Source organism: Xanthobacter flavus (assembly GCF_017875275.1).
Taxonomy (GTDB): domain Bacteria; phylum Pseudomonadota; class Alphaproteobacteria; order Rhizobiales; family Xanthobacteraceae; genus Xanthobacter; species Xanthobacter flavus_A.
In genome coordinates, this window is sequence record NZ_JAGGML010000001.1 from 4,449,837 (window position 1) to 4,467,163 (window position 17,327).

Here is a 17,327-nt window from a genome sequence, read left to right on the forward strand (position 1 = left end):
TTAGAGGGCCACTGCTATCGCCGGCATGGCGATCACCTCTTCATCCTCCGACCCGTAGTCGCGCCACATGAGGAGCGCGAAGGGGCACGGCGCATCGAGCACCGTCAGCGGCGCATGCCATGTGCCCGGGGCGAGCGTGATGCCCTGTCCCGGCGCGGGCAGGAAGGCTTCCGCCGCCGCAAGGTCCGGCCTGTCCTCGGCGGTGCCCGGCGCCACCACGATCACCCAGCGCGCCGCCGCCATGGGCACGAAGCTCTGGGAGGTGAAGACGTGCCGCTCGATCACCTCCACCACCACCGGCTGGGGCACCGGCGCGGCGAGGATGATGGAGAGGCTGGCCGGCACATGGGGCTTCAGGTTGGCGAGGCCTCTGTCGAACGAGGTGCGCACGCCCACCGCCTCCGGCACCGCGAACACCTCGCCATAGGGCGCGAAGGCCTCGGCCGTCAGCGGACGCGGAACCAGCGCCATCAAGCCCCGCCGCCCGCCACTGCGAGCACCGCATGCAGCAGCACGTTGGCCCCGGCGGCGCAGTCGTCCGGCTTGGCGGACTCCAGCTCGTTGTGGCTCACACCGTCCTTGCACGGCACGAAGATCATGGCCGTGGGCACCATTGTGGCGAGGTGGAAGCTGTCATGCCCCGCCCCCGAGACGATGGGCCGATGCGGCAGGCCTAGCCGGTCGGCGGCGGCGGCGATGGCGCCGGTCATCACGGGATCGAAATGGGTCGGCTCCTTGCGCCAGATGGTGTCGAGCCGGACGTCCACCTTCCGCCGGGCGGCGATCTCCTTCACCTGCACCTGAAGCGCCTTGTCCAGCGCATCGAGGATGCCGGCGTCCGGCGTGCGGAACTCGCCGGAAAAGGCGATCTCGCCGGGGATCACATTGCGCGAGGGCCGCGCGATCACCGCCTCGCCGACGCTGCCCACCGCATTCGGCCCATGGGCCTTGGCGAGCGCCTCGATGGCGAGCACGATCTCGGAGAGGGTCGCCAGCGCATCCTTGCGCAGATGCATGGGCGTGGAGCCCGTATGGCTCTCGAAGCCGGTAATGCGGCCGTCGTACCAGATGATCCCCTGGCCGTGCTCCACCACGCCGATGGGAAGCCCCTCCGCCTCCAGGATCGGCCCCTGCTCGATGTGGACTTCGAGGAAGCCCGAAAGTTTCTGCGCGCCCACCTCTTCCGGTCCGCGATAGCCGATGGCGTCCAGCGCCGCGCCGACGCTTACGCCCTCCGCATCGGTGCGGGCGAGGATGTCCGCGACCGGCAGGTCCGCCACATAGCCCGCAGAGCCCATCATGGCGGGGGCGAAGCGGGAGCCTTCCTCGTTGGTCCAGTTGCAGATGCAGAGCGGCGCGTCGGTCTCGATGCCGGCGTCGTTCAGCGTGCGCACCACCTCCAGCGCCGCCATCACGCCAAGAACGCCGTCGAACTTGCCGCCGGTGGGCTGGGTGTCGAGGTGGGAGCCGATGCCGAGGGGCGGCTTCGTCATGTCCTTGCCCGGCCGCAAGGCGAACATGTTGCCGAGGCCGTCCACGGTCACGGTGCAGCCGGCTGCCTCGCAGGCGGCGCGGAACCAGTCGCGCACCTGCCGGTCTTCCTCGCTCAGGGTCAGGCGGCGCACGCCGCCCTTCTCTGTGCCGCCGAAGCGGGCGGTCTCGATGATGGTGCTCCACAGGCGTTCGGCGTTGATCGTGAGGTTGGAGGCGGGCGCGGACATCAATTCACCGGGACGGGGGTTTCAGCCAGAATGCAGCGCACGTCGCGCCCGGGTCCGAGATGGACGTAAGGCGGCGGCGCGGCGGTGCATCGCGGCTGCGCAGAGGCGCAGCGCGGCGCAAAGGAGCAGGCGACGGGCGCCTTGTCGAGGGAGGGCGGCGTGCCGGGAATGGTCTCCAGCCTCGCCCCGCGCGCCGCGCCGTGGACGGTGGAGGCGAGCAGCCCGCGCGGATAGGGATGGCGCGGCGTGCGGACGATCTCGCCCAGCGTGCCCGTCTCCACGATCTGGCCGGCATACATCACCGCCACCTTGTCGCAGATCTCGATGGCGACGCCGATGTCGTGGGTGACGAAGATCACCGACATGCCCATCTCCCGCTGCAACTCGCGCAGCAAAAGCAGGATCTGGATCTGCACGGTGGCATCGAGCGCGGTGGTGGGCTCGTCCGCCAGCAGGATCTTGGGGCGGCAGGCCAAGGCGAGGGCGATCATGGCGCGCTGGCGCATGCCGCCGCTCATCTCGTGGGGATAGGCATCCAGCCGTCGCTTCGCCGAGGGAATACGCACCAGCTCCAGCATCTCGAGCGCGCGGGCGGTGGCGTCGCGCTGGCTCGCCCCCTCGTGGCGCATCACCGATTCCGAAATCTGCCGGCCGATGGTGTAGACCGGGTCCAGCGCCAGCGCCGGCTCCTGAAAGATCATCGAGACGGTGCGGCCGCGGAAGTCGGAAAGGGTGGCGTCGTCCATGGCGAGCACATTCTGCCCCGCCACATGCACGCTGCCGGAGATCACCGAGCGGCGTTTGGGCAGGAGGCGCATGAGCGCGCGCATGGTGACGCTCTTGCCGGAGCCGGACTCGCCCAGCAAGCCCAGCACCTCGCCCTCGCCGAGGGAAAGGGACACGCCGTTCACCGCGTGAACGGTTCGCTCGCCGGTAAAGCGGATGGTGAGGTCGCGGATGTCGACGAGGGGGGCGGGGGCGTCGGCCATTATGCCTCCTCCGGCATCTGTTCGTGGAAATCGGTCTCACGCTGGAAAGCGGCGCCGATGCGGATCAGCGTCGCCTCGGCGAACGGCCGGCCGATGACCTGAAATCCGATGGGAAGCCCCGTGCCGGTGAAGCCGCAGGGCAGGCTCACGGTGGGCAGGCCGAGATAGTTCACCGGACGGGTGAAGCGGGTGATGCGCTGGATCATCGCCTCGGCGCCCGGCCCACCGTCCGTGACGGTCTCGGCGATGGTGGGGGCGGGCATGGGGGCGGTGGGGGCGAGCACGGCATCCACCTCCGCGACTGCGGCCAGATGCTCCGCCAGCGCCGGCCCGCGCCAGCGCAGCGCTTCCAGATAGGTCACGGCGGGGATGGCGAAGCCGTTCTCCAGCCGGGAGCGGATCTGCGGGCCATAATCCTGCGGACGCTCCAGAAGCCACGCCTTGTGGCTGGCAGAGGCCTCGCAGTTCAGCACCACCTGCGAGGCGCCGGAGAGCTTCGTCTGGTCGGGCAACGAGACGCCGACGATGCGCGCGCCGCCGCGCTTCAGGGTGGCGATGGTCTCGTCCAGCACGCGGGCGACCTCGGGGTCGAGATCGTCCACATAGAACGCATCGGGGATGCCGATGGTGAGGCCCTTGAGGCGACCTTCGGCGGCGGCGAGATAGTCCGGCACCGGCGCGGTAGCGGTGGTGGGGTCGAACGGGTCGTGGCCGGCCATCAGCTGGAGCAGGATGGCGCAATCCTCCACCGTTCGCGCCAGCGGGCCGATGGTGTCGAGGGAGAAGGACAGCGGCATGGCGCCGTAGCGGCTCACGAGCCCGACCGTGGTCTTCAGCCCCGTGACGCCGCAGAAATTGGCCGGCATGCGGATGGAGCCGCCGGTGTCCGAGCCGAGCGCGCCATAGGTGAGCCGCGCCGCCACCGCCGCCCCCGAGCCGGAGGAGGAGCCGCCCGTCACATGGGCGGTGTTCCACGGGTTTCGCGCCGCGCCGAAATGGGCGTTGTGTCCGGTGGGGCCATACGCGAACTCCACCATGTGCAGCGTGCCGAGCCGCACCGTTCCCGCCGCCTTGATGCGGGCGAGGGCCGTGGAGTTCGTGGTCGCCACCTTGTCCCGCAGGATCTTCGAGCCGCAGGTGGAGACGCGACCCTCCTCGTAGAACATGTCCTTGTGGGCGAGCGGCAGGCCGTGGAGCAGGCCCTTCTCCTCGCCCCGCGCCAGCGCCGCGTCGGCCGCGTCTGCGGCGGCGAGGGCCGCCTCCGGCTCGATGGCGATGAAGGCGTTGATGGTCGGCTGGAGCCGCGCGATGCGGGCGAGGCACGCCTCCGTCGCCTCGCGGGAGGAGAGAACTCCGGCGCGGATGGCCATGGCGGCTTCCGCGAGCGTCATCAGCGCCGGATCGGCCGGGCCACCGGCGGAGGGGCGGAGCGACAGGCTCATTGGCCGCCCTCCTTCGGCTCCGCGCAGGGCCGCTGCACCGCGAGGAAGGTCGCCGGTTCGAGATCGAACGGCAGGGTTCCGGCGATGGCCGAGAAGGCTGTGAGGCCGGGCGAAATGCCGGAAGCGATGCGTGCGGCATCACTGGCGGGAAGATCGAGGCCGGCGGCGCGGATGATGGCGGCGGCGTCTTCTGTTGAGAGATGCTGGCTCATGCGGCGACCTCCGTCGCGGCGGGCGCGCGGCTATGGCCGGAGCCCGGAATCACCATGTGGCAGGCGGCGAGATGCACATCGGGCGCCGTATCGCCCGGCGTCGCCGGGGAGAGCGCCGGGCCGACGCGGCCGCACACCTCTTCGGCGAAGGAACAACGGGTGTGGAAGCGGCAGCCGGCGGGCGGATCGATGGGGTTGGGCGGATCGCCCGAGAGCGGCGGCGTCTGCGTGCGCTTGTCCGGATCGAGGGCCGGCATGGCGGCGAGCAGAGCGCGCGTATAGGGGTGGGCGGGGGCCTCCCACACCTGATCCACCGGCCCGACTTCCACCACCTGACCGAGATACATCACCAGCACGCGGTCGGAGATGTAGCGGACCACGTTGAGGTCGTGGCTGATGAAGACATAGGTGAGGCCGAACTCGCGCTTGAGGTCGGTGAGCAGGTTCAGCACCTGCGCTTCCACCGACTTGTCGAGCGCCGAGACCGCCTCGTCGAGGATCACGAGCCGGGGATTCAGCGCGAGGGCGCGGGCGATGTTGACGCGCTGGCGCTGGCCGCCGGAGACCTCGTGGGGATAGCGGTTGGCGAAGACCTCGGGGCGCAGGCCCACCTTGCCCATCAGCTCGCGGGCGAGCGCCCGCGCCTCCTTGTCGGAGACGCCGTGGACCTTGGGGCCGAAGGCGATGCTGTCCTCGATGGTGAGGCGCGGGTTCAGCGACGCATAACTGTCCTGGAACACCATCTGCATCCCGCGCCGGAACTCGCGCAGGGAGAGGCTGTAGCCGACGACCTGCCCGTCGAAGAGGATTTCGCCTGATGTGCGCGGCATGAGGTGCATCAGCAGCCGCGCGGTGGTGGACTTGCCGCATCCGCTCTCGCCCACGATGCCCAGCGTCTCGCCCTTGGCGACGGCGAAGGACACGTCGTCCACCGCCCGCACCGTCTTCTTCTCGGCGAACAGGCCGCCGCCGATGGGGAAGTGCTTGGTGAGGCTGTTGACGGCGAGCAGCGGCTGGGCCGGTCCGCCGAGATCCTCAAGAGGTTCGATGGTGCTCAATTGCGGATGTCCATGGCGCTGCGCAGCCCGTCGCTGAGCATGTTGAAGCAGATGGAGACGGCGAAGATCATCACGCCCGGCAGCGCCGCGACGCCCGGATTGACGTAGATGGCGGTGCGCAGCGTGTTCAGCATCAGGCCCCATTCGGGCTCGGGCGGCCGCGTGCCGAGACCGAGGAAGGAGAGGCCCGCCGCGAGGATCATGGAGACGGAGATAAGGCCCGTCGCATAGACGAAGATGGGTCCCAGCACGTTGCCCAGCATGTGCACGCGCATGATGGTGAAGGCCGAGGCGCCCGACGCCCGCGCGGCGTCCACGAAGTCCAGCGAGCGCACCGAGGTGGTCACGCTCTCCGCCACGCGGGTGATCTGCGGCACGAACACCACGGTGAGTGAGACGATGGAATTGACGATGCCCGCCCCGAGCACGCCGGAGATGGCGATGGCCAGCAGCACGGAGGGGAAGGCGTAGAACACGTCGATCGTGCGCATGATGAGCGTGTTGACCTTGCCGCCCAGATAGCCCGCCAGCAGCCCGAGGCTGGTTCCGATGCCGAAGGCGAGGATGACCGGCAATATGCCGATGAGCAGCGACAGCCGTCCGCCATAGACGAGGCGGGAGAGCATGTCGCGCCCGAGCTCGTCGGTGCCCAGCGGGTAGTTGGGCGTGCCGATGGGGCGCAGCCGGCGGATCATGGAGCCCTGATAGGGATCGGCGAGGCCGAGCCAGGGGGCGAAGATGGCCGCCAGCACGATGAGGATGAGGATGGCCGCGCAGGCCATGCTCACCTTGTCGCGGGAGAGGCGTCGGGCCACCGTCGCCCAGTAGCCGCGGGCCTTCTCGATGGGGGCCGCCTCGAGGGCGGCGTCGCTTGTAGCGGTCACGCTCAGGCCCTCTTGATGCGCGGGTCGATCGCCGCCTGGGCGATGTCCACGATGAGGTTGAGGAAGACGAAGAACAGCGCCAGCACCAGGATCGTGCCCTGCAGCAGCGGCAGGTCGCGCTGGAAGATCGCCGAGTTCAGGAGAAAGCCCGTGCCGGGCCAGGAAAACACCGTCTCGATGAGGATCGAGCCGCCGAGCAGATAGCCGAGCTGGAGGCCCATCACGGCGATGGCGGTGGGCAGAGCGTTCTTCACCACGTGGCGGAACACCTGCGTCTCGCGCAGGCCCTTGGAGCGCAGCGCCTCGACGAAGTCCTGGGAAAGGATGTCGCCGGTGAGCGCGCGCACCGTTCGCGTTATGATGCCCATGGGGATCACCGACATGGTGACGGCCGGCAGGATGAGGAAGCGCAGGTGCTCCCAGTCCCACGACCAGCCGCCCGGCCCCATGCCCACGGCTGGCAGCCAGTTGAGCCACACCGAGAAGATGATGACGAGCACCATGCCGAGCCAGTAGTGCGGCACCGAAACGCCGGCCACCGCGATGGAGGTCGCGAGCTTGTCCACCCAGGTGTTGCGGAAATAGCCGGCGATGAGGCCGAAGAAGGAGCCCAGCACAAAGCCGATGCAAGCGGCGGTCACCGCGAGGATGAAGGTGTTGCCCACCGCAGCCGTCACTTCGCTGAGCACCGGCCGGCCGGTGGCGATGGAGGTGCCGAGATTGCCGTGCAGGGCCTTCCAGATCCAGATGCCGAACTGCACCGGCAATGGCTGGTCGAAGCCGTAGGCCGCGCGCATCTGCGCCGCGAGTTCGGCGGAGGCGTCCGGCGGCAGCACCGCCACCAGCGGATCGCCGGGGGTCATGTGCACCAGCAGGAAGCACACCAGCGCCACCGAGACGACGATGGGGATCACATAGACGATGCGCCGCAGGATATAGAGGAGCACGGGGCCACCTTGCTTGTGTCGGAAGAGCGCGGGGCGGCGGCTCCGCGCTTAGGTCGCTTCTGTTCTCTCCCCTCTTCCCTTGCGGGAGAGGGGCGGGGGTGAGGGGTGAAAGCGCCTCGGCCTACGGGCACCTTCCGGCCCGCGACAGCCCCCTCATCCGTCTCGCGGCTGCGCCGCGGTCCACCTTCTCCCGCGAGGGGAGAAGGAAGCCCTCCGGCCTGCTCCGCCCCGTCGCCGATGCCCGGGACAAGCTCGGGCATCCGGGCCGTTTGAGGAACTTCACTGCCCGATGGACACCGGCGAGAAGTCCACGAACCAGCTCTTGGGCTGCACGAAGCCCTTGATCTTCGGGCTCAGCGCGCGCGGACCCACGTCATGGGCGACCCACAGGAAGGCGGCATCGTCCACCGAGGCGGCGTGCAGTTCGGCGAGGGCAGCATCGCGCGCGGCAGGCTCGAAGGAATTGCGCGCCTTCTTCACCAGCTCGTCGAACTTCGGGTTGTTGATGAAGCCCCAGTTGTTGGACACCGGCGGCGCCATGCCGGACTGGAGGAACCGCACCATGGCGAAGAACGGATCCATGGCCGCATAGGTCACGTTGGTCGCGTTCGAGCCGTTGGCGGAGGGGTCCTTGGCGCCCTTGCGCCAGTTGGTGAACAGCGTGTTCCACTCGATGACGTCGAGCTGCACGTCGAAATAGCACTCGGCGAGCGCCTGCTGCAGGTATTCGTTCATGGGCAGCGGCAGCATCTGGCCCGAGCCGGAGGCCGATGTCTGCGTCTTCACCTTCAGCTTCTTGTCGGGGCCGAAGCCGGCCTCCTTCATCAGCTTCTGGCCCTCCTTCACATCATACTTGATCTGGAAGGTGGGGCTGCCGCGCCAGGGGTGGCCGGGCTCCACGGTGCCGGTGGCCGGAGCCATGAGGCCGCCGAGCAGCCCGTCCTTCATGCCCTCCCGGTCGATGCACAGGTTCGCCGCCTTGCGGACGCGGATGTCGTTCCAGGGCGACCCCTCGATGCGCGAGAACTGCCACGGCCAGACGTGCGGCTGCTCGTTGCTCTCGATCTTGAAGCCGCGCGACTTCAGCTGCGGCAGCGCATCGGGGGCGGGCGCCTCGATCCAGTCCACCTGTCCGGCGAGGAGCGCGGCGGTGCGGGCGTTGGCCTCCGGCATGGGCAGAAGCACCATGCGGTCAGTCTTGGGGATGCGGTTCTTGTCCCAATAGACCGGGTTCTTGACCAGCTCCAGCCGCTCGCGCGGCACGAAGGCGGCCATCTTCCACGGGCCGGTGCCGGAGGCGCTGCGGGCGAAGATGGTCCAGGCCGCCGCGGCCTTCGCCTTGGCGTCGGCGCCCTCGGCGGTCTCATAGAGCTTCTGCCAGTGGGCGGGGCTCGCCATGAACAGGTTGGTGAGGTTGTAGGGCAGGAAGGAGTCCGGCTCCGAGGTGGTCAGCTCCACCGTCAAATCGTCGATCTTCTTGGCAGAGCGCAGGGTGGGCATGCGCGAGGCAGTGACGCCCACCTGGCTGGCATCAAACTGGGGTGCCTCCTTGTTGAGCACCTTGTCCACGTTCCACACCACGGCATCGGCGTTGAACGGCGAGCCGTCATGGAAGGTCACGCCGGGGCGCAGCTTGAAGGTCCATTTGGTCTTGTCGCTCTCGTCCACCTTCCACTCGGTAGCGAGGCCGGGGAGGAGGACGCTGGGCTTGGTGGCGGAGGACAGGTCCCACAGCACCAGCGCGTCATACATGGTGAGGCCGGTGAAGCGGTTGCCCTCGAAGCCCTGGTCGGGCTGGCCGAGGGTGCGCGGAATATCAGCCGCCGTCATGCCGATGCGCAGCGTGGTCTCGGCGGCGGCAAAGCCCGGTGCCAGAAGGGCTGGGGCGGTGATGGCACCCCCGGTGGCCACAAGGAAGGCGGCCGTCCGCAGGAGGCGGCGGGCGGGGCTGTTGCGCAGATCGTTGGTGAGCATCGTCGAGTCCTCTTCGGCGAGATGCCCCGGTGGCTAGCAACCCCTGTGCCACCCGACCGGAACCGGCCGCGAACCTTTGTGCCGCTAGGTAATGAGGCAAACAATTCATCTTTAAATCATCAACGATTTGTATATTTGCCTATCGATTGGGCATCTCTGGCTCATCGCATGCATTTCAGGTGGGAGACGGCCCGTGCCGCTTTTCAGTGCGGCCCGAGGATGCTTCCCTTGGTGCGGGCAGGGGAGGGGGCTGTGAAGATTCTTGTTCTGAACGCGAACACCAGCGAGGCCGTCACCGACCGGATGGTCGCGGCCCTGAGGCGCCGCGCGCCTGGGGAGGTCGAACTCGCCGGCATCACCGCTACCTTCGGCCAGCCCTACGTCACAACGCGCCAATCCGCGGTGGTGGCGGGCCATGCGGCGCTTGAGGCGGTGGCGGCGGCTGTCACGAAAGAGGAAGAGGCCGGGCGCCCGCCGTTCGATGCCGCCCTCTATGCCTGCTTCGGTGAGCCGGGGCTGGAGGCCCTGCGCGCCAATTTCGCCTTTCCCTTCGCGGGTATGGCCGAGGCGAGCATCCTCGCCGCGCTCCAGCTGGGCGAACGATTCTCCATCGTGGTGCCGCACGGCGAGTGGCCTGCCATGCTGCGTGAACTGATGCGCCGCACCCATCTGGAGGGGCGCTGCGCGGGCATCGCCATGGTTCCGGGCGATGCCCTCGGCCTCTCCACGCGCCATCCCGACGGTTCCTCGGACAAGACCTGGGCCGTGGCGCGGGTGGTGGAGGAGACCATCGCGGCGCAGGCACCGGACGTGCTCATCCTCGGCGGCGCCGCCCTCGCCGGCTATGCGGCCGAGATCGAGGTCGAAGCACCCGTTCCGGTGATCGATTCCCTCGAAGCCGGCTTCGAGCAGGCGCTGGCCCTCGCGCGGCTCGGCCCATGCCGCAGGAAAAGGCGGTGAGGATCCTGCTGGAGCTTGGCCTTCAAGGGTAATTTCTGTCGTGCCGGGTCCGCCGGGCTGCTATAGGCGGCGGGCCGGCGCTTGCCTGTGACCGGCGCCCGCTCCCGCGTGAGGGCGGCTGCCGCAGCGAGTTCCCCTTGATCGTCGATCCCGCCTTCTACGCCGCCGCCGTGCCTGCCACCATTCTGGTGGGCCTCTCCAAGGGCGGCTTCACCGGCCTCTCCGTGCTGGGCCAGCCCATTCTGGCACTGGTGATGTCGCCCATCCAGGCGGCCGCCATCATCCTGCCGGTGCTCATCGTGCAGGACGTGGTGAGCCTCTACGCCTATTGGCGCCGCTGGAGCCGGAGCGAATTGCTGCGCACCCTGCCCGGCGCCGTCGCCGGCATCGTGCTGGGCTATCTCCTCGCCGCCTCGGTGTCGGATGCGGCGGTGGCCTTCGGCATCGGCGTGCTCTCGGTGGTGGAGGCCACGCGCGCTTTCCTGTCCCGCCGGCTGAAGCGCGAGCCGGGAGAGGCGGGCCCGGTCTCGGGCGCGGTGTGGAGCGCGGTCTCGGGCTTCACCAGCATGATCGCCAACGCGGGCGGGCCGCCGCTGATGATCTACCTGCTCCGGCGCTCGCTTCCCGTCCAGCAGTTCGCGGCGACGGCGACTGCCTTCTTCGCGGTGGTGAACTGGGTGAAGCTGCCCTTCTTCCTCGCGCTCGGCCAGGTCTCCTTCGAGAACCTCGCCACCTCGGCCGTGCTGTTTCCCATCGCCGTGGTGTCGACCATGGCCGGCGTCTGGCTGGTGCGGCGGGTCTCGCCGAAGCGCTTCTTCGGTTTCGTCTATACGATCCTCGCCGTGGTCGGCCTGAAGCTCATCTACGACGGGCTGACGCACTTCTGAGAGGCGCCCCGCCTGCTTTAGGTCAATGGCGTCGGCATGAGCCCCTGAACTGCCGGCCGGGCCTTCAGCCGTCCGTACCACGCGGCGAGGTTGGGCAGGTCCGGCCGCTCCAGCCCGGTGCCCTCCAGCGGCAGGTTGAACCAGCGGTGGGCGCAGCAGGCGAGGGGGATGTCCGCGACGGTCAGGGCCTCGCCCACCAGGAATGCGCGGCCGGCCAGCGCCGTGTCCACGAGCGCCAGCGCCGCACCGAGGTTCGCGAAGGCCGGAGCGACAGCCTTGATATCCCGCTTCTCCGGTGCCGTGCGAACGATGCCCCACGTCAGCGCGCTCAGTGGCGCGGCCACTGTCCCGAGCTGGAAATCCATCCAGCGTCCGGCCTCGGCCTGCGCGCGCGGATCGGCGGGCATCAGCGTGCCGAGCCCGTGGCGGGTGGCGAGGTAGCGCACGATGGCGTTGGATTCCCACAGCACGAAGCCGTCATCCTCGATCACCGGCACCCGGCCCACCGGGTTCATGGCGCGGAACGCGGGCGTATCCACCACCCCGAAGGCGCCGCCCGCCTCGATCCGCTCGAAGGGTAGACCGAGCTCCTGGAGGGTCCAGATCACCTTCTCCACATTCACCGAATTGATGCGGCCCCAGACCTTCAGCATGGTCGTGTCCTGTCGTCGTTCGCGGCTCTTCTAGTCCGGTTGGCGTCACCGCGCGAGGGCGTCAGCGCTCGGTGAAGGAGCGGGCCATGGCGTCCGAGAGGGGGCGCAGCAGATAGCTCAGCACCGTGCGCGAGCCGGTATGGAAGGCGACTTCCGCATCCATGCCCGGCTGGAGCCGGCCGCGCAGGTCGGCGGGAACATCCGTTTCGTCCACCCCCACGCGGGCGAGGAAGTAGGGCTGGTGGGTGGTCTCGTCCACCAGCCGGTCGCGGGACACCGAGCCGAGATGGCCGAGCACCATGGGGGTGGTGCGGCCGTGGAAGGCGGGAAAGCGCACCTCCACCGCCTGATGAAGATCGAGGCGGTCGATGTCCTGCACGGGCACGCGCGCCTCCACCACCAGGGGGGCGTCCAGGGGCACGATCTCCAGCAGCGTGTCGCCGGGGCGCACGACTGCGCCCACCGTGTAGATGCGCGGATTGATGTTCTGCACGATGCCGCCGCTCGGAGCGCGGATCTCGATGCGCTCCAGCACGCTGCGGGTGACCTGCACTTTCTCCTTCAGCTCCGCGAGCTTTTCGCGCACCTCAAGCAACTGGGAGCCGACATCCTCGGCCCGCTGCTGGCTGAGCTGGACCATCTGCATCTTCTGCTCGCCGATGGAGCCCCGCGCCTTGGCCTCGTCGGCGATGTTGCGGCCGACGAGGCCCTCGAGGCGCGCCTTCTCCCGTTCCAGCGATGAGACGCGGGACTTGTTGACGAGGCGCTTGCGCTCCAGCTCGCGCACGGCGGTCAGCTCGTCCTCGATGAAATCGAGCTGCTGGCGGGCAGACGCGCGTTCCTGGGCGAGGCCCTCCAGTTCGTGGCCGAGCTGGATGATGCGGCCGTTCAATATGTCGATCTGGCTCTGGAAGGCGGCGCGGCGGTCGCGGAACTGGGCGATCTGGTCGGCCATGGCCTCGCGCACGGCTGGCACGCGGGCGAGATCCATCAACTCCGGCGGGAAGGTGATCGTCGGGGCGTCGTCCCGCTCGGCGACGAGACGGGCCTCCAGCGCCAGAGCGGCGCGGCGCTGGGCCAGGGCGGCCTCGTCGTTGGCCCGCGACTGGGTGGGGTCGAGCCGGAACAGCACGGCGTCGCGGACCACCCTCTGCCCCTCCTGCACCAGAATGGCAGCGACGATGCCGCCCTCCAGGTGCTGAACCACCTGCCGCTTGCTCTCCACGCCGATGACGCCGGGCGCCACCACGGCACCGTCGACGCGCGCCGTCGCCGCCCATCCGCCAAGGCCTAGGAAGGTGACGGCGATCAGCGCGTAGCCGACGAGCGCGACGCTGCGATAGCCCGAGGGCGGCCGCGGCGCGGTGCCGATGACGGGACGCTCAGTCAAAGCGGGTGAGGCGGGAAAGGTCACGGGCGCCTCACGGCTGGTTCGCCGGATCGCCGGACGGTGCGGGGCGCGTGGCCCCGAGGCCGGCGACGGATTTTCGCACCCGGACAGAGGGCGCGGCGGGCGCCGGCGAGGGCGCCGCCCCGGCCGGGGCGCCTTGAGCCGCCTCTGCGACGCGTTTCATCACCTCGTCGCGGGCGCCGAAGGCGAGGGCGACGCCGTCCTTCAGGGCCAGCACGAGGTCGCACTGGGCGAGGGCGGCCGGCCGGTGGGTGATGAGCACCACCGTGCGGCGCGCCGCCTTCAGTTGCTTCAGCGCCTCGGTCAGCGCGGCCTCGCCGGCCGGGTCGAGGCTCGCGTTGGGCTCGTCGAGCACGATCAGCGCCGGCAGGCCGAAGACCGCCCGCGCGAGGCCGATGCGCTGGCGCTGCCCGCCGGACAGGGCGAGGCCGCCGTCGCCGATCTCGGTATTGTAGCCCTGCGGGAGCTGCTGGATCATTTCGTGGACCCCGGCAAGCCGCGCCGCCGCCACGACGGCCTCCGACTCGGCCGTCGTGAAGCGGGCGATGTTCTCGGCGATGGTGCCGGCGAACAGCTCCACGTCCTGCGGCAGGTAGCCCACATGCCGGCCGAGCTGCTCCTCGTCCCAGTGGGCAAGGTCGGAGCCGTCGAGCCGCACCGCGCCGGTGGCGGCCGGCCATACGCCGACCAGCGCCCGCGCAAGGGTGGATTTCCCCGCCGCCGTCGGCCCGATGACGCCGAGCACGCTGCCGGCATCGAGGCGGAACGACACTTGGCGCAGCACCGCGGCCTCGCGGCCCGGTGCCCGCACGAACAGGTTCTCCACGCTCACCGCGCCCGAGGGCTCGGGCAGGCGCAGCCGTTCGGCGGGGGGCGGGGCGGCGCGCAGCAGCAGCTGGATGCGGCCATAGGCGGTGCGCATGTTCACCACCGATTTCCAGTTGCTCACCGCCTGCTCGATGGGCTGGATGCAGCGGCCCACGAGGATGGAGCCGGCGATGATCATGCCCGGGGAGATCTGCTTCTGAATGGCAAGCCACGCGCCCAGCCCGAGCACGATGCTCTGCACCAGCGCCCGGTTGAACTTGGTGATGCCGATGAGGAGCGCCCCCCGGTCGCCCGCCCGGCTCTGCCAGCCCATGGCGGCCTCGTGCGCCTCACTCCAGCGCGCGCGCAGCGCTTTCGACATGCCCATGGCCTTGAGCACTTCCGCATTGCGCAGGGTGGCCGTGGCAAGAGCATTCGCCTTGATGCCGGCGCGGCTCGCCTCGGCGAGGCTCTGTCGGGTCGCGCGGTTGTTCAGCACGGCGAGAAAGCCGGAGAACAGACAGCTCGCCACCGCCAGCACGCCATAATAGGGGTGCAGCAGCGTGGCGCAGATCATGTAGATGGGCACCCACGGCACGTCGCACAGAGCGGCGAGGCCGGCGCCGGCGTAGAAGTCGCGCACGGTGTCGAGATCGCGCAGGGCCTGGGCCTGTCCGTTGCCCGGCGCGCGCAGCGCCATGCGGCGCACGGCGTCGAACACGTCCGCCGCTACCTTGGTATCGAAGGCGATGCCGGCCCGCTCCAGCAGGCGCGAGCGCAGCCCCTCCAGCGCCGCCCACACCAGATAGAGGAAGCCGGTGATGAGGGTGAGCAGCACCAGCGTCTCGATGCTGCGGCTGCCGAGCACCCGGTCGTAGACCTGCATCATGTAGATGGAGGCGTTGAGGCCGAGCAGGTTGATGAAGAAGCTGAACACCACGACGCTCACGAAGGCCGGCCGGATCGTCCTCAGAGCCTGGTCCAGTGCCGTCGGCGCGCCCGCGGCGGCTGGTTCTCTCGATCCCGTAACGCTCATGCCCCGGCGTCTCCGGCCCGGCTTCGGGCCTGTGCTCGTCTCGCGCGCGACGGCGCTCCTCCCTTGTATGCGGGCGAAGCGGCCGGCGGAAGCCGCGCAGCGACACGGCGCGACGGCAATCTGCCGTATCCTTGCGGCAGGTGGACGTCTTCGACTTCGCCACAATGCGGTGCGAGGATGACGGCACGGAAAGACCATGGCCCGCATCTTCGCCTTCCTCGTCGTCTTCATCTCGCTGCTCGGCGCGGCGCCCTGGCTCGTGCCCGTGGCGAAGGAGAGCGCGAAGCTCATCGCCGCGCGGGATGACCCCGCCGCGCTCGCCGACCTCGGCCTTCAGGGCTTCAGCGGGGCGGACGCGGCGCGCGCCATCGAGGCGGCATTGGCGGAGGACGATGCGGCGCTGGCCAGCTCCTATCTCGCGCTGGCCGACGCCCGGCACCTCGAAGTCCCGGCCGATCTGCGCGCGCGGGTGGAGACGGCCAACGGCGCGGCGGCGCAGGCGCTTCACTCCGCCAAGGCGTTCGGCATGGGCTTCGTCACCGGCCAGCCGACGGATCTCGCGGGTCTTGCCGGCGCGGCGACCAGCGACCTCATGGTCTGGGGCGACATCCGCGATGCCGGCCGCGAGGGTCTGAAGATCGCGCGCGGCGAGGAGCCGGACCAGCTGATTCTCGGCCTGTCCGCCGTGGGCATCGCGGTGACCGCCGGCACATATGCCACCGTGGGCGCGAGCCTGCCGGTGCGCATGGGCATTTCCCTGGTGAAGGTGGCGAAGCGCACCGGCCGCCTCTCCGCAGGGCTGCTGCGCAGCTTCACCCGTGCCGCTCGGGAAAGCGTGGACTTCATCGCCCTGCGCCGCCTCCTCTCCGGCTCGGCGGCGGTAGATGGAGCGGCGGTGAAGAGCGTGGTGCGCACCGATCGTGTCGCCACCCTCACGCGGATGCTGGACGACACCGCGCGGGTACAGGCCAAGGCTGGCACCCGCGCCGCGCTGGAGGGCCTCAAAGTGGCGGAAGGCGGCCGCGATCTCTCCCGCGTCGCCCGCCTCGCCGATGCCAAGGGCGCGCAGACGCTGGCCATCCTGAAGACGCTGGGGCGCGGCGCCATCGCCATCACCAGCCTGCTGTTCCACCTCATCTGGTGGGCTTTTCTGGCGGCCTTCTACCTCTTCGCTCTCGTATCGAGCTTCAATTCCTTCTGCGTCGCCTGCGCCCGGCGGACATGGCGGCACAAGCGGCGCAAGAACAGCGTCCCGCGTAACGTCCCCCGCGCCGCCCCGCGCGCGAAGCTGTTCGTGCGCCGCGCGCCGACCCTCGCGCCGGTGGCGGAACGCACCGTTCCGGCCGCCAGCGCCGGCGATGTCATCGCCGCCGCGACGCGGGACGTGCTCGCGGCCACGGAAGCGGTGCGTGCGCTTGGACGGGAGCAAGGAGCGGGCGGGGAGTTGGCAGGCGGGGAGGGACCTTCTAGTTTCCCGGCCCGCGCGCCCGAGCGGCGCGAGGCTCCCCCGCTTGTCGTTCCCCGCGAAGGTCCCTCATGCCCCATTTCTCCTCCGATGGCGTCGATATCGCCTATCTCGATCAGGGTGCCGGCGAGCCGGTCCTCCTGATCCACGGCTTCGCCTCCACCAAGGAGATCAACTGGGTCGGTCCCTCCTGGACGAAGACGCTCTCCGAGGCCGGCTACCGCGTGATCGCCTTCGACCATCGCGGTCACGGGGAATCCGAAAAGCTCTACGATCCCGCGCTCTACGACACGCGCCTGATGGCGGAGGACGCGCACCGCCTGATCCGACACCTCGGCCTCGAGCGGGCGGACGTAATCGGATACTCCATGGGCGCGCGGGTCGCGGCCCAGATGGCGCTCCACTTCCCCCACGCCGTACGCTCGGCCATCTTCGGCGGGCTGGGCATCCATCTGGTGGAAGGCGCGGGCCTGCCGCAGACGGTGGCGGACGCGCTGGAGGCGCCCAGCCTCGATGACGTGAAGGATGCCATGGGCCGCATGTTCCGCGCCTTCGCCGATGCCAACAAGGCGGACCTCAAGGCGCTCGCCGCCTGCATCCGGGGGTCCCGGCAGGTGCTGACGCGGGAGGAGGTGGGCCGCATCTACCAGCCGGTGATGGTGGCCATCGGCACCCGCGACACGGTTGCGGGCGCCGCCGCGCCGCTCGTGGCCCTGCTGCCGGACGGCACCCAGCTCGACATTCCGAACCGCGACCACAATCCCGCCGTGGGCGACAAGGTGTTCAAGCAGGGCGCTCTCGACTTCCTGAAGGCCCGCCCCTGACGCCGGCCGGCGGGAACCTCTCGCCTTGCCGCAGCATGTGCTAGAACAGAGGCAAGT

General features: G+C 69.6%; 16 protein-coding genes. 4 read left to right on the forward strand and 12 right to left on the reverse strand.

Annotation, left to right across the window (positions count from 1 at the left end; all coding sequences use genetic code 11):
• The 9 genes from J2126_RS21010 to J2126_RS21050 form a co-directional block, all read right to left on the reverse strand.
• Complete coding sequence (locus J2126_RS21010) at positions 1 to 471, reverse strand: ureidoglycolate lyase (protein WP_209488767.1); 471 nt, start codon at positions 469 to 471, stop codon at positions 1 to 3.
• Positions 471 to 1,721, reverse strand: coding sequence for a Zn-dependent hydrolase (locus tag J2126_RS21015; RefSeq protein ID WP_209488768.1), 1,251 nt, complete (start codon positions 1,719 to 1,721; stop codon positions 471 to 473). Before J2126_RS21015 ends, J2126_RS21010 begins: the two co-directional genes overlap by 1 nt.
• Complete coding sequence (locus J2126_RS21020) at positions 1,721 to 2,710, reverse strand: ABC transporter ATP-binding protein (protein ID WP_209488769.1); 990 nt, start codon at positions 2,708 to 2,710, stop codon at positions 1,721 to 1,723. The genes J2126_RS21015 and J2126_RS21020 overlap by 1 nt, the downstream gene beginning before the upstream one ends.
• Positions 2,710 to 4,152 (reverse strand): amidase, encoded by a 1,443-nt coding sequence (locus J2126_RS21025; RefSeq protein ID WP_209488770.1) that lies wholly within the window; start codon positions 4,150 to 4,152, stop codon positions 2,710 to 2,712. Before J2126_RS21025 ends, J2126_RS21020 begins: the two co-directional genes overlap by 1 nt.
• Positions 4,149 to 4,364, reverse strand: coding sequence for a hypothetical protein (locus J2126_RS21030; protein WP_209488771.1), 216 nt, complete (start codon positions 4,362 to 4,364; stop codon positions 4,149 to 4,151). The genes J2126_RS21025 and J2126_RS21030 overlap by 4 nt, the downstream gene beginning before the upstream one ends.
• Positions 4,361 to 5,422 carry an ABC transporter ATP-binding protein gene (locus J2126_RS21035; RefSeq protein WP_209488772.1) on the reverse strand — a complete coding sequence of 354 codons (1,062 nt, stop codon included), beginning with the start codon at positions 5,420 to 5,422 and terminating at the stop codon, positions 4,361 to 4,363. Before J2126_RS21035 ends, J2126_RS21030 begins: the two co-directional genes overlap by 4 nt.
• Positions 5,419 to 6,312 carry an ABC transporter permease gene (locus J2126_RS21040; RefSeq protein ID WP_209490432.1) on the reverse strand — a complete coding sequence of 298 codons (894 nt, stop codon included), beginning with the start codon at positions 6,310 to 6,312 and terminating at the stop codon, positions 5,419 to 5,421. The genes J2126_RS21035 and J2126_RS21040 overlap by 4 nt, the downstream gene beginning before the upstream one ends.
• Positions 6,309 to 7,253, reverse strand: coding sequence for an ABC transporter permease (locus J2126_RS21045; RefSeq protein WP_209488773.1), 945 nt, complete (start codon positions 7,251 to 7,253; stop codon positions 6,309 to 6,311). Before J2126_RS21045 ends, J2126_RS21040 begins: the two co-directional genes overlap by 4 nt.
• A 279-nt stretch (positions 7,254 to 7,532) precedes the next feature.
• Complete coding sequence (locus J2126_RS21050) at positions 7,533 to 9,227, reverse strand: ABC transporter substrate-binding protein (protein WP_245327505.1); 1,695 nt, start codon at positions 9,225 to 9,227, stop codon at positions 7,533 to 7,535.
• Between the two features lie 252 nt (positions 9,228 to 9,479).
• Here J2126_RS21050 and J2126_RS21055 point away from each other — a divergent pair, with 252 nt between their 5' ends.
• A complete protein-coding gene (locus J2126_RS21055; protein WP_209488774.1) occupies positions 9,480 to 10,187 on the forward strand; it encodes an aspartate/glutamate racemase family protein in 708 nt (235 codons plus the stop codon).
• A 137-nt stretch (positions 10,188 to 10,324) separates the two neighbouring features.
• Positions 10,325 to 11,074, forward strand: coding sequence for a sulfite exporter TauE/SafE family protein (locus J2126_RS21060; protein WP_209488775.1), 750 nt, complete (start codon positions 10,325 to 10,327; stop codon positions 11,072 to 11,074).
• 17 nt (positions 11,075 to 11,091) lie between these two features.
• Here J2126_RS21060 and J2126_RS21065 read toward each other — a convergent pair whose 3' ends face one another.
• The 3 genes from J2126_RS21065 to J2126_RS21075 all read right to left on the reverse strand — a co-directional run bounded on the left by J2126_RS21065 (position 11,092) and on the right by J2126_RS21075 (position 14,981).
• On the reverse strand, positions 11,092 to 11,727 hold the full coding sequence (locus J2126_RS21065; RefSeq protein ID WP_209488776.1) for a glutathione S-transferase family protein: 636 nt from the start codon (positions 11,725 to 11,727) through the stop codon (positions 11,092 to 11,094).
• 61 nt (positions 11,728 to 11,788) lie between these two features.
• Complete coding sequence (locus J2126_RS21070) at positions 11,789 to 13,141, reverse strand: HlyD family type I secretion periplasmic adaptor subunit (RefSeq protein ID WP_209488777.1); 1,353 nt, start codon at positions 13,139 to 13,141, stop codon at positions 11,789 to 11,791.
• A 7-nt stretch (positions 13,142 to 13,148) separates the two neighbouring features.
• Positions 13,149 to 14,981 (reverse strand): type I secretion system permease/ATPase, encoded by a 1,833-nt coding sequence (locus J2126_RS21075; RefSeq protein ID WP_209488778.1) that lies wholly within the window; start codon positions 14,979 to 14,981, stop codon positions 13,149 to 13,151.
• Between the two features lie 196 nt (positions 14,982 to 15,177).
• Here J2126_RS21075 and J2126_RS21080 point away from each other — a divergent pair, with 196 nt between their 5' ends.
• Complete coding sequence (locus tag J2126_RS21080; RefSeq protein ID WP_209488779.1) at positions 15,178 to 16,590, forward strand: hypothetical protein; 1,413 nt, start codon at positions 15,178 to 15,180, stop codon at positions 16,588 to 16,590.
• On the forward strand, positions 16,518 to 17,270 hold the full coding sequence (locus tag J2126_RS21085; RefSeq protein ID WP_209488780.1) for an alpha/beta fold hydrolase: 753 nt from the start codon (positions 16,518 to 16,520) through the stop codon (positions 17,268 to 17,270). Before J2126_RS21080 ends, J2126_RS21085 begins: the two co-directional genes overlap by 73 nt.
• Positions 17,271 to 17,327: the final 57 nt, after the last annotated feature.

Excerpts from the sequence above, each read along its gene's own strand:
- J2126_RS21010 (WP_209488767.1), bottom strand. The coding sequence starts at position 471 with ATGGCGCTGGTTCCGCGTCCGCTGACGGCCGAGGCCTTCGCGCCCTAT.
- J2126_RS21015 (WP_209488768.1), bottom strand. The coding sequence starts at position 1,721 with ATGTCCGCGCCCGCCTCCAACCTCACGATCAACGCCGAACGCCTGTGG.
- J2126_RS21020 (WP_209488769.1), bottom strand. The coding sequence starts at position 2,710 with ATGGCCGACGCCCCCGCCCCCCTCGTCGACATCCGCGACCTCACCATC.
- J2126_RS21025 (WP_209488770.1), bottom strand. The coding sequence starts at position 4,152 with ATGAGCCTGTCGCTCCGCCCCTCCGCCGGTGGCCCGGCCGATCCGGCG.
- J2126_RS21030 (WP_209488771.1), bottom strand. The coding sequence starts at position 4,364 with ATGAGCCAGCATCTCTCAACAGAAGACGCCGCCGCCATCATCCGCGCC.
- J2126_RS21050 (WP_245327505.1), bottom strand. The coding sequence starts at position 9,227 with ATGCTCACCAACGATCTGCGCAACAGCCCCGCCCGCCGCCTCCTGCGG.
- J2126_RS21065 (WP_209488776.1), bottom strand. The coding sequence starts at position 11,727 with ATGCTGAAGGTCTGGGGCCGCATCAATTCGGTGAATGTGGAGAAGGTG.
- J2126_RS21075 (WP_209488778.1), bottom strand. The coding sequence starts at position 14,981 with ATGAGCGTTACGGGATCGAGAGAACCAGCCGCCGCGGGCGCGCCGACG.
- J2126_RS21080 (WP_209488779.1), top strand. The coding sequence starts at position 15,178 with ATGGCCCGCATCTTCGCCTTCCTCGTCGTCTTCATCTCGCTGCTCGGC.
- J2126_RS21085 (WP_209488780.1), top strand. The coding sequence starts at position 16,518 with ATGCCCCATTTCTCCTCCGATGGCGTCGATATCGCCTATCTCGATCAG.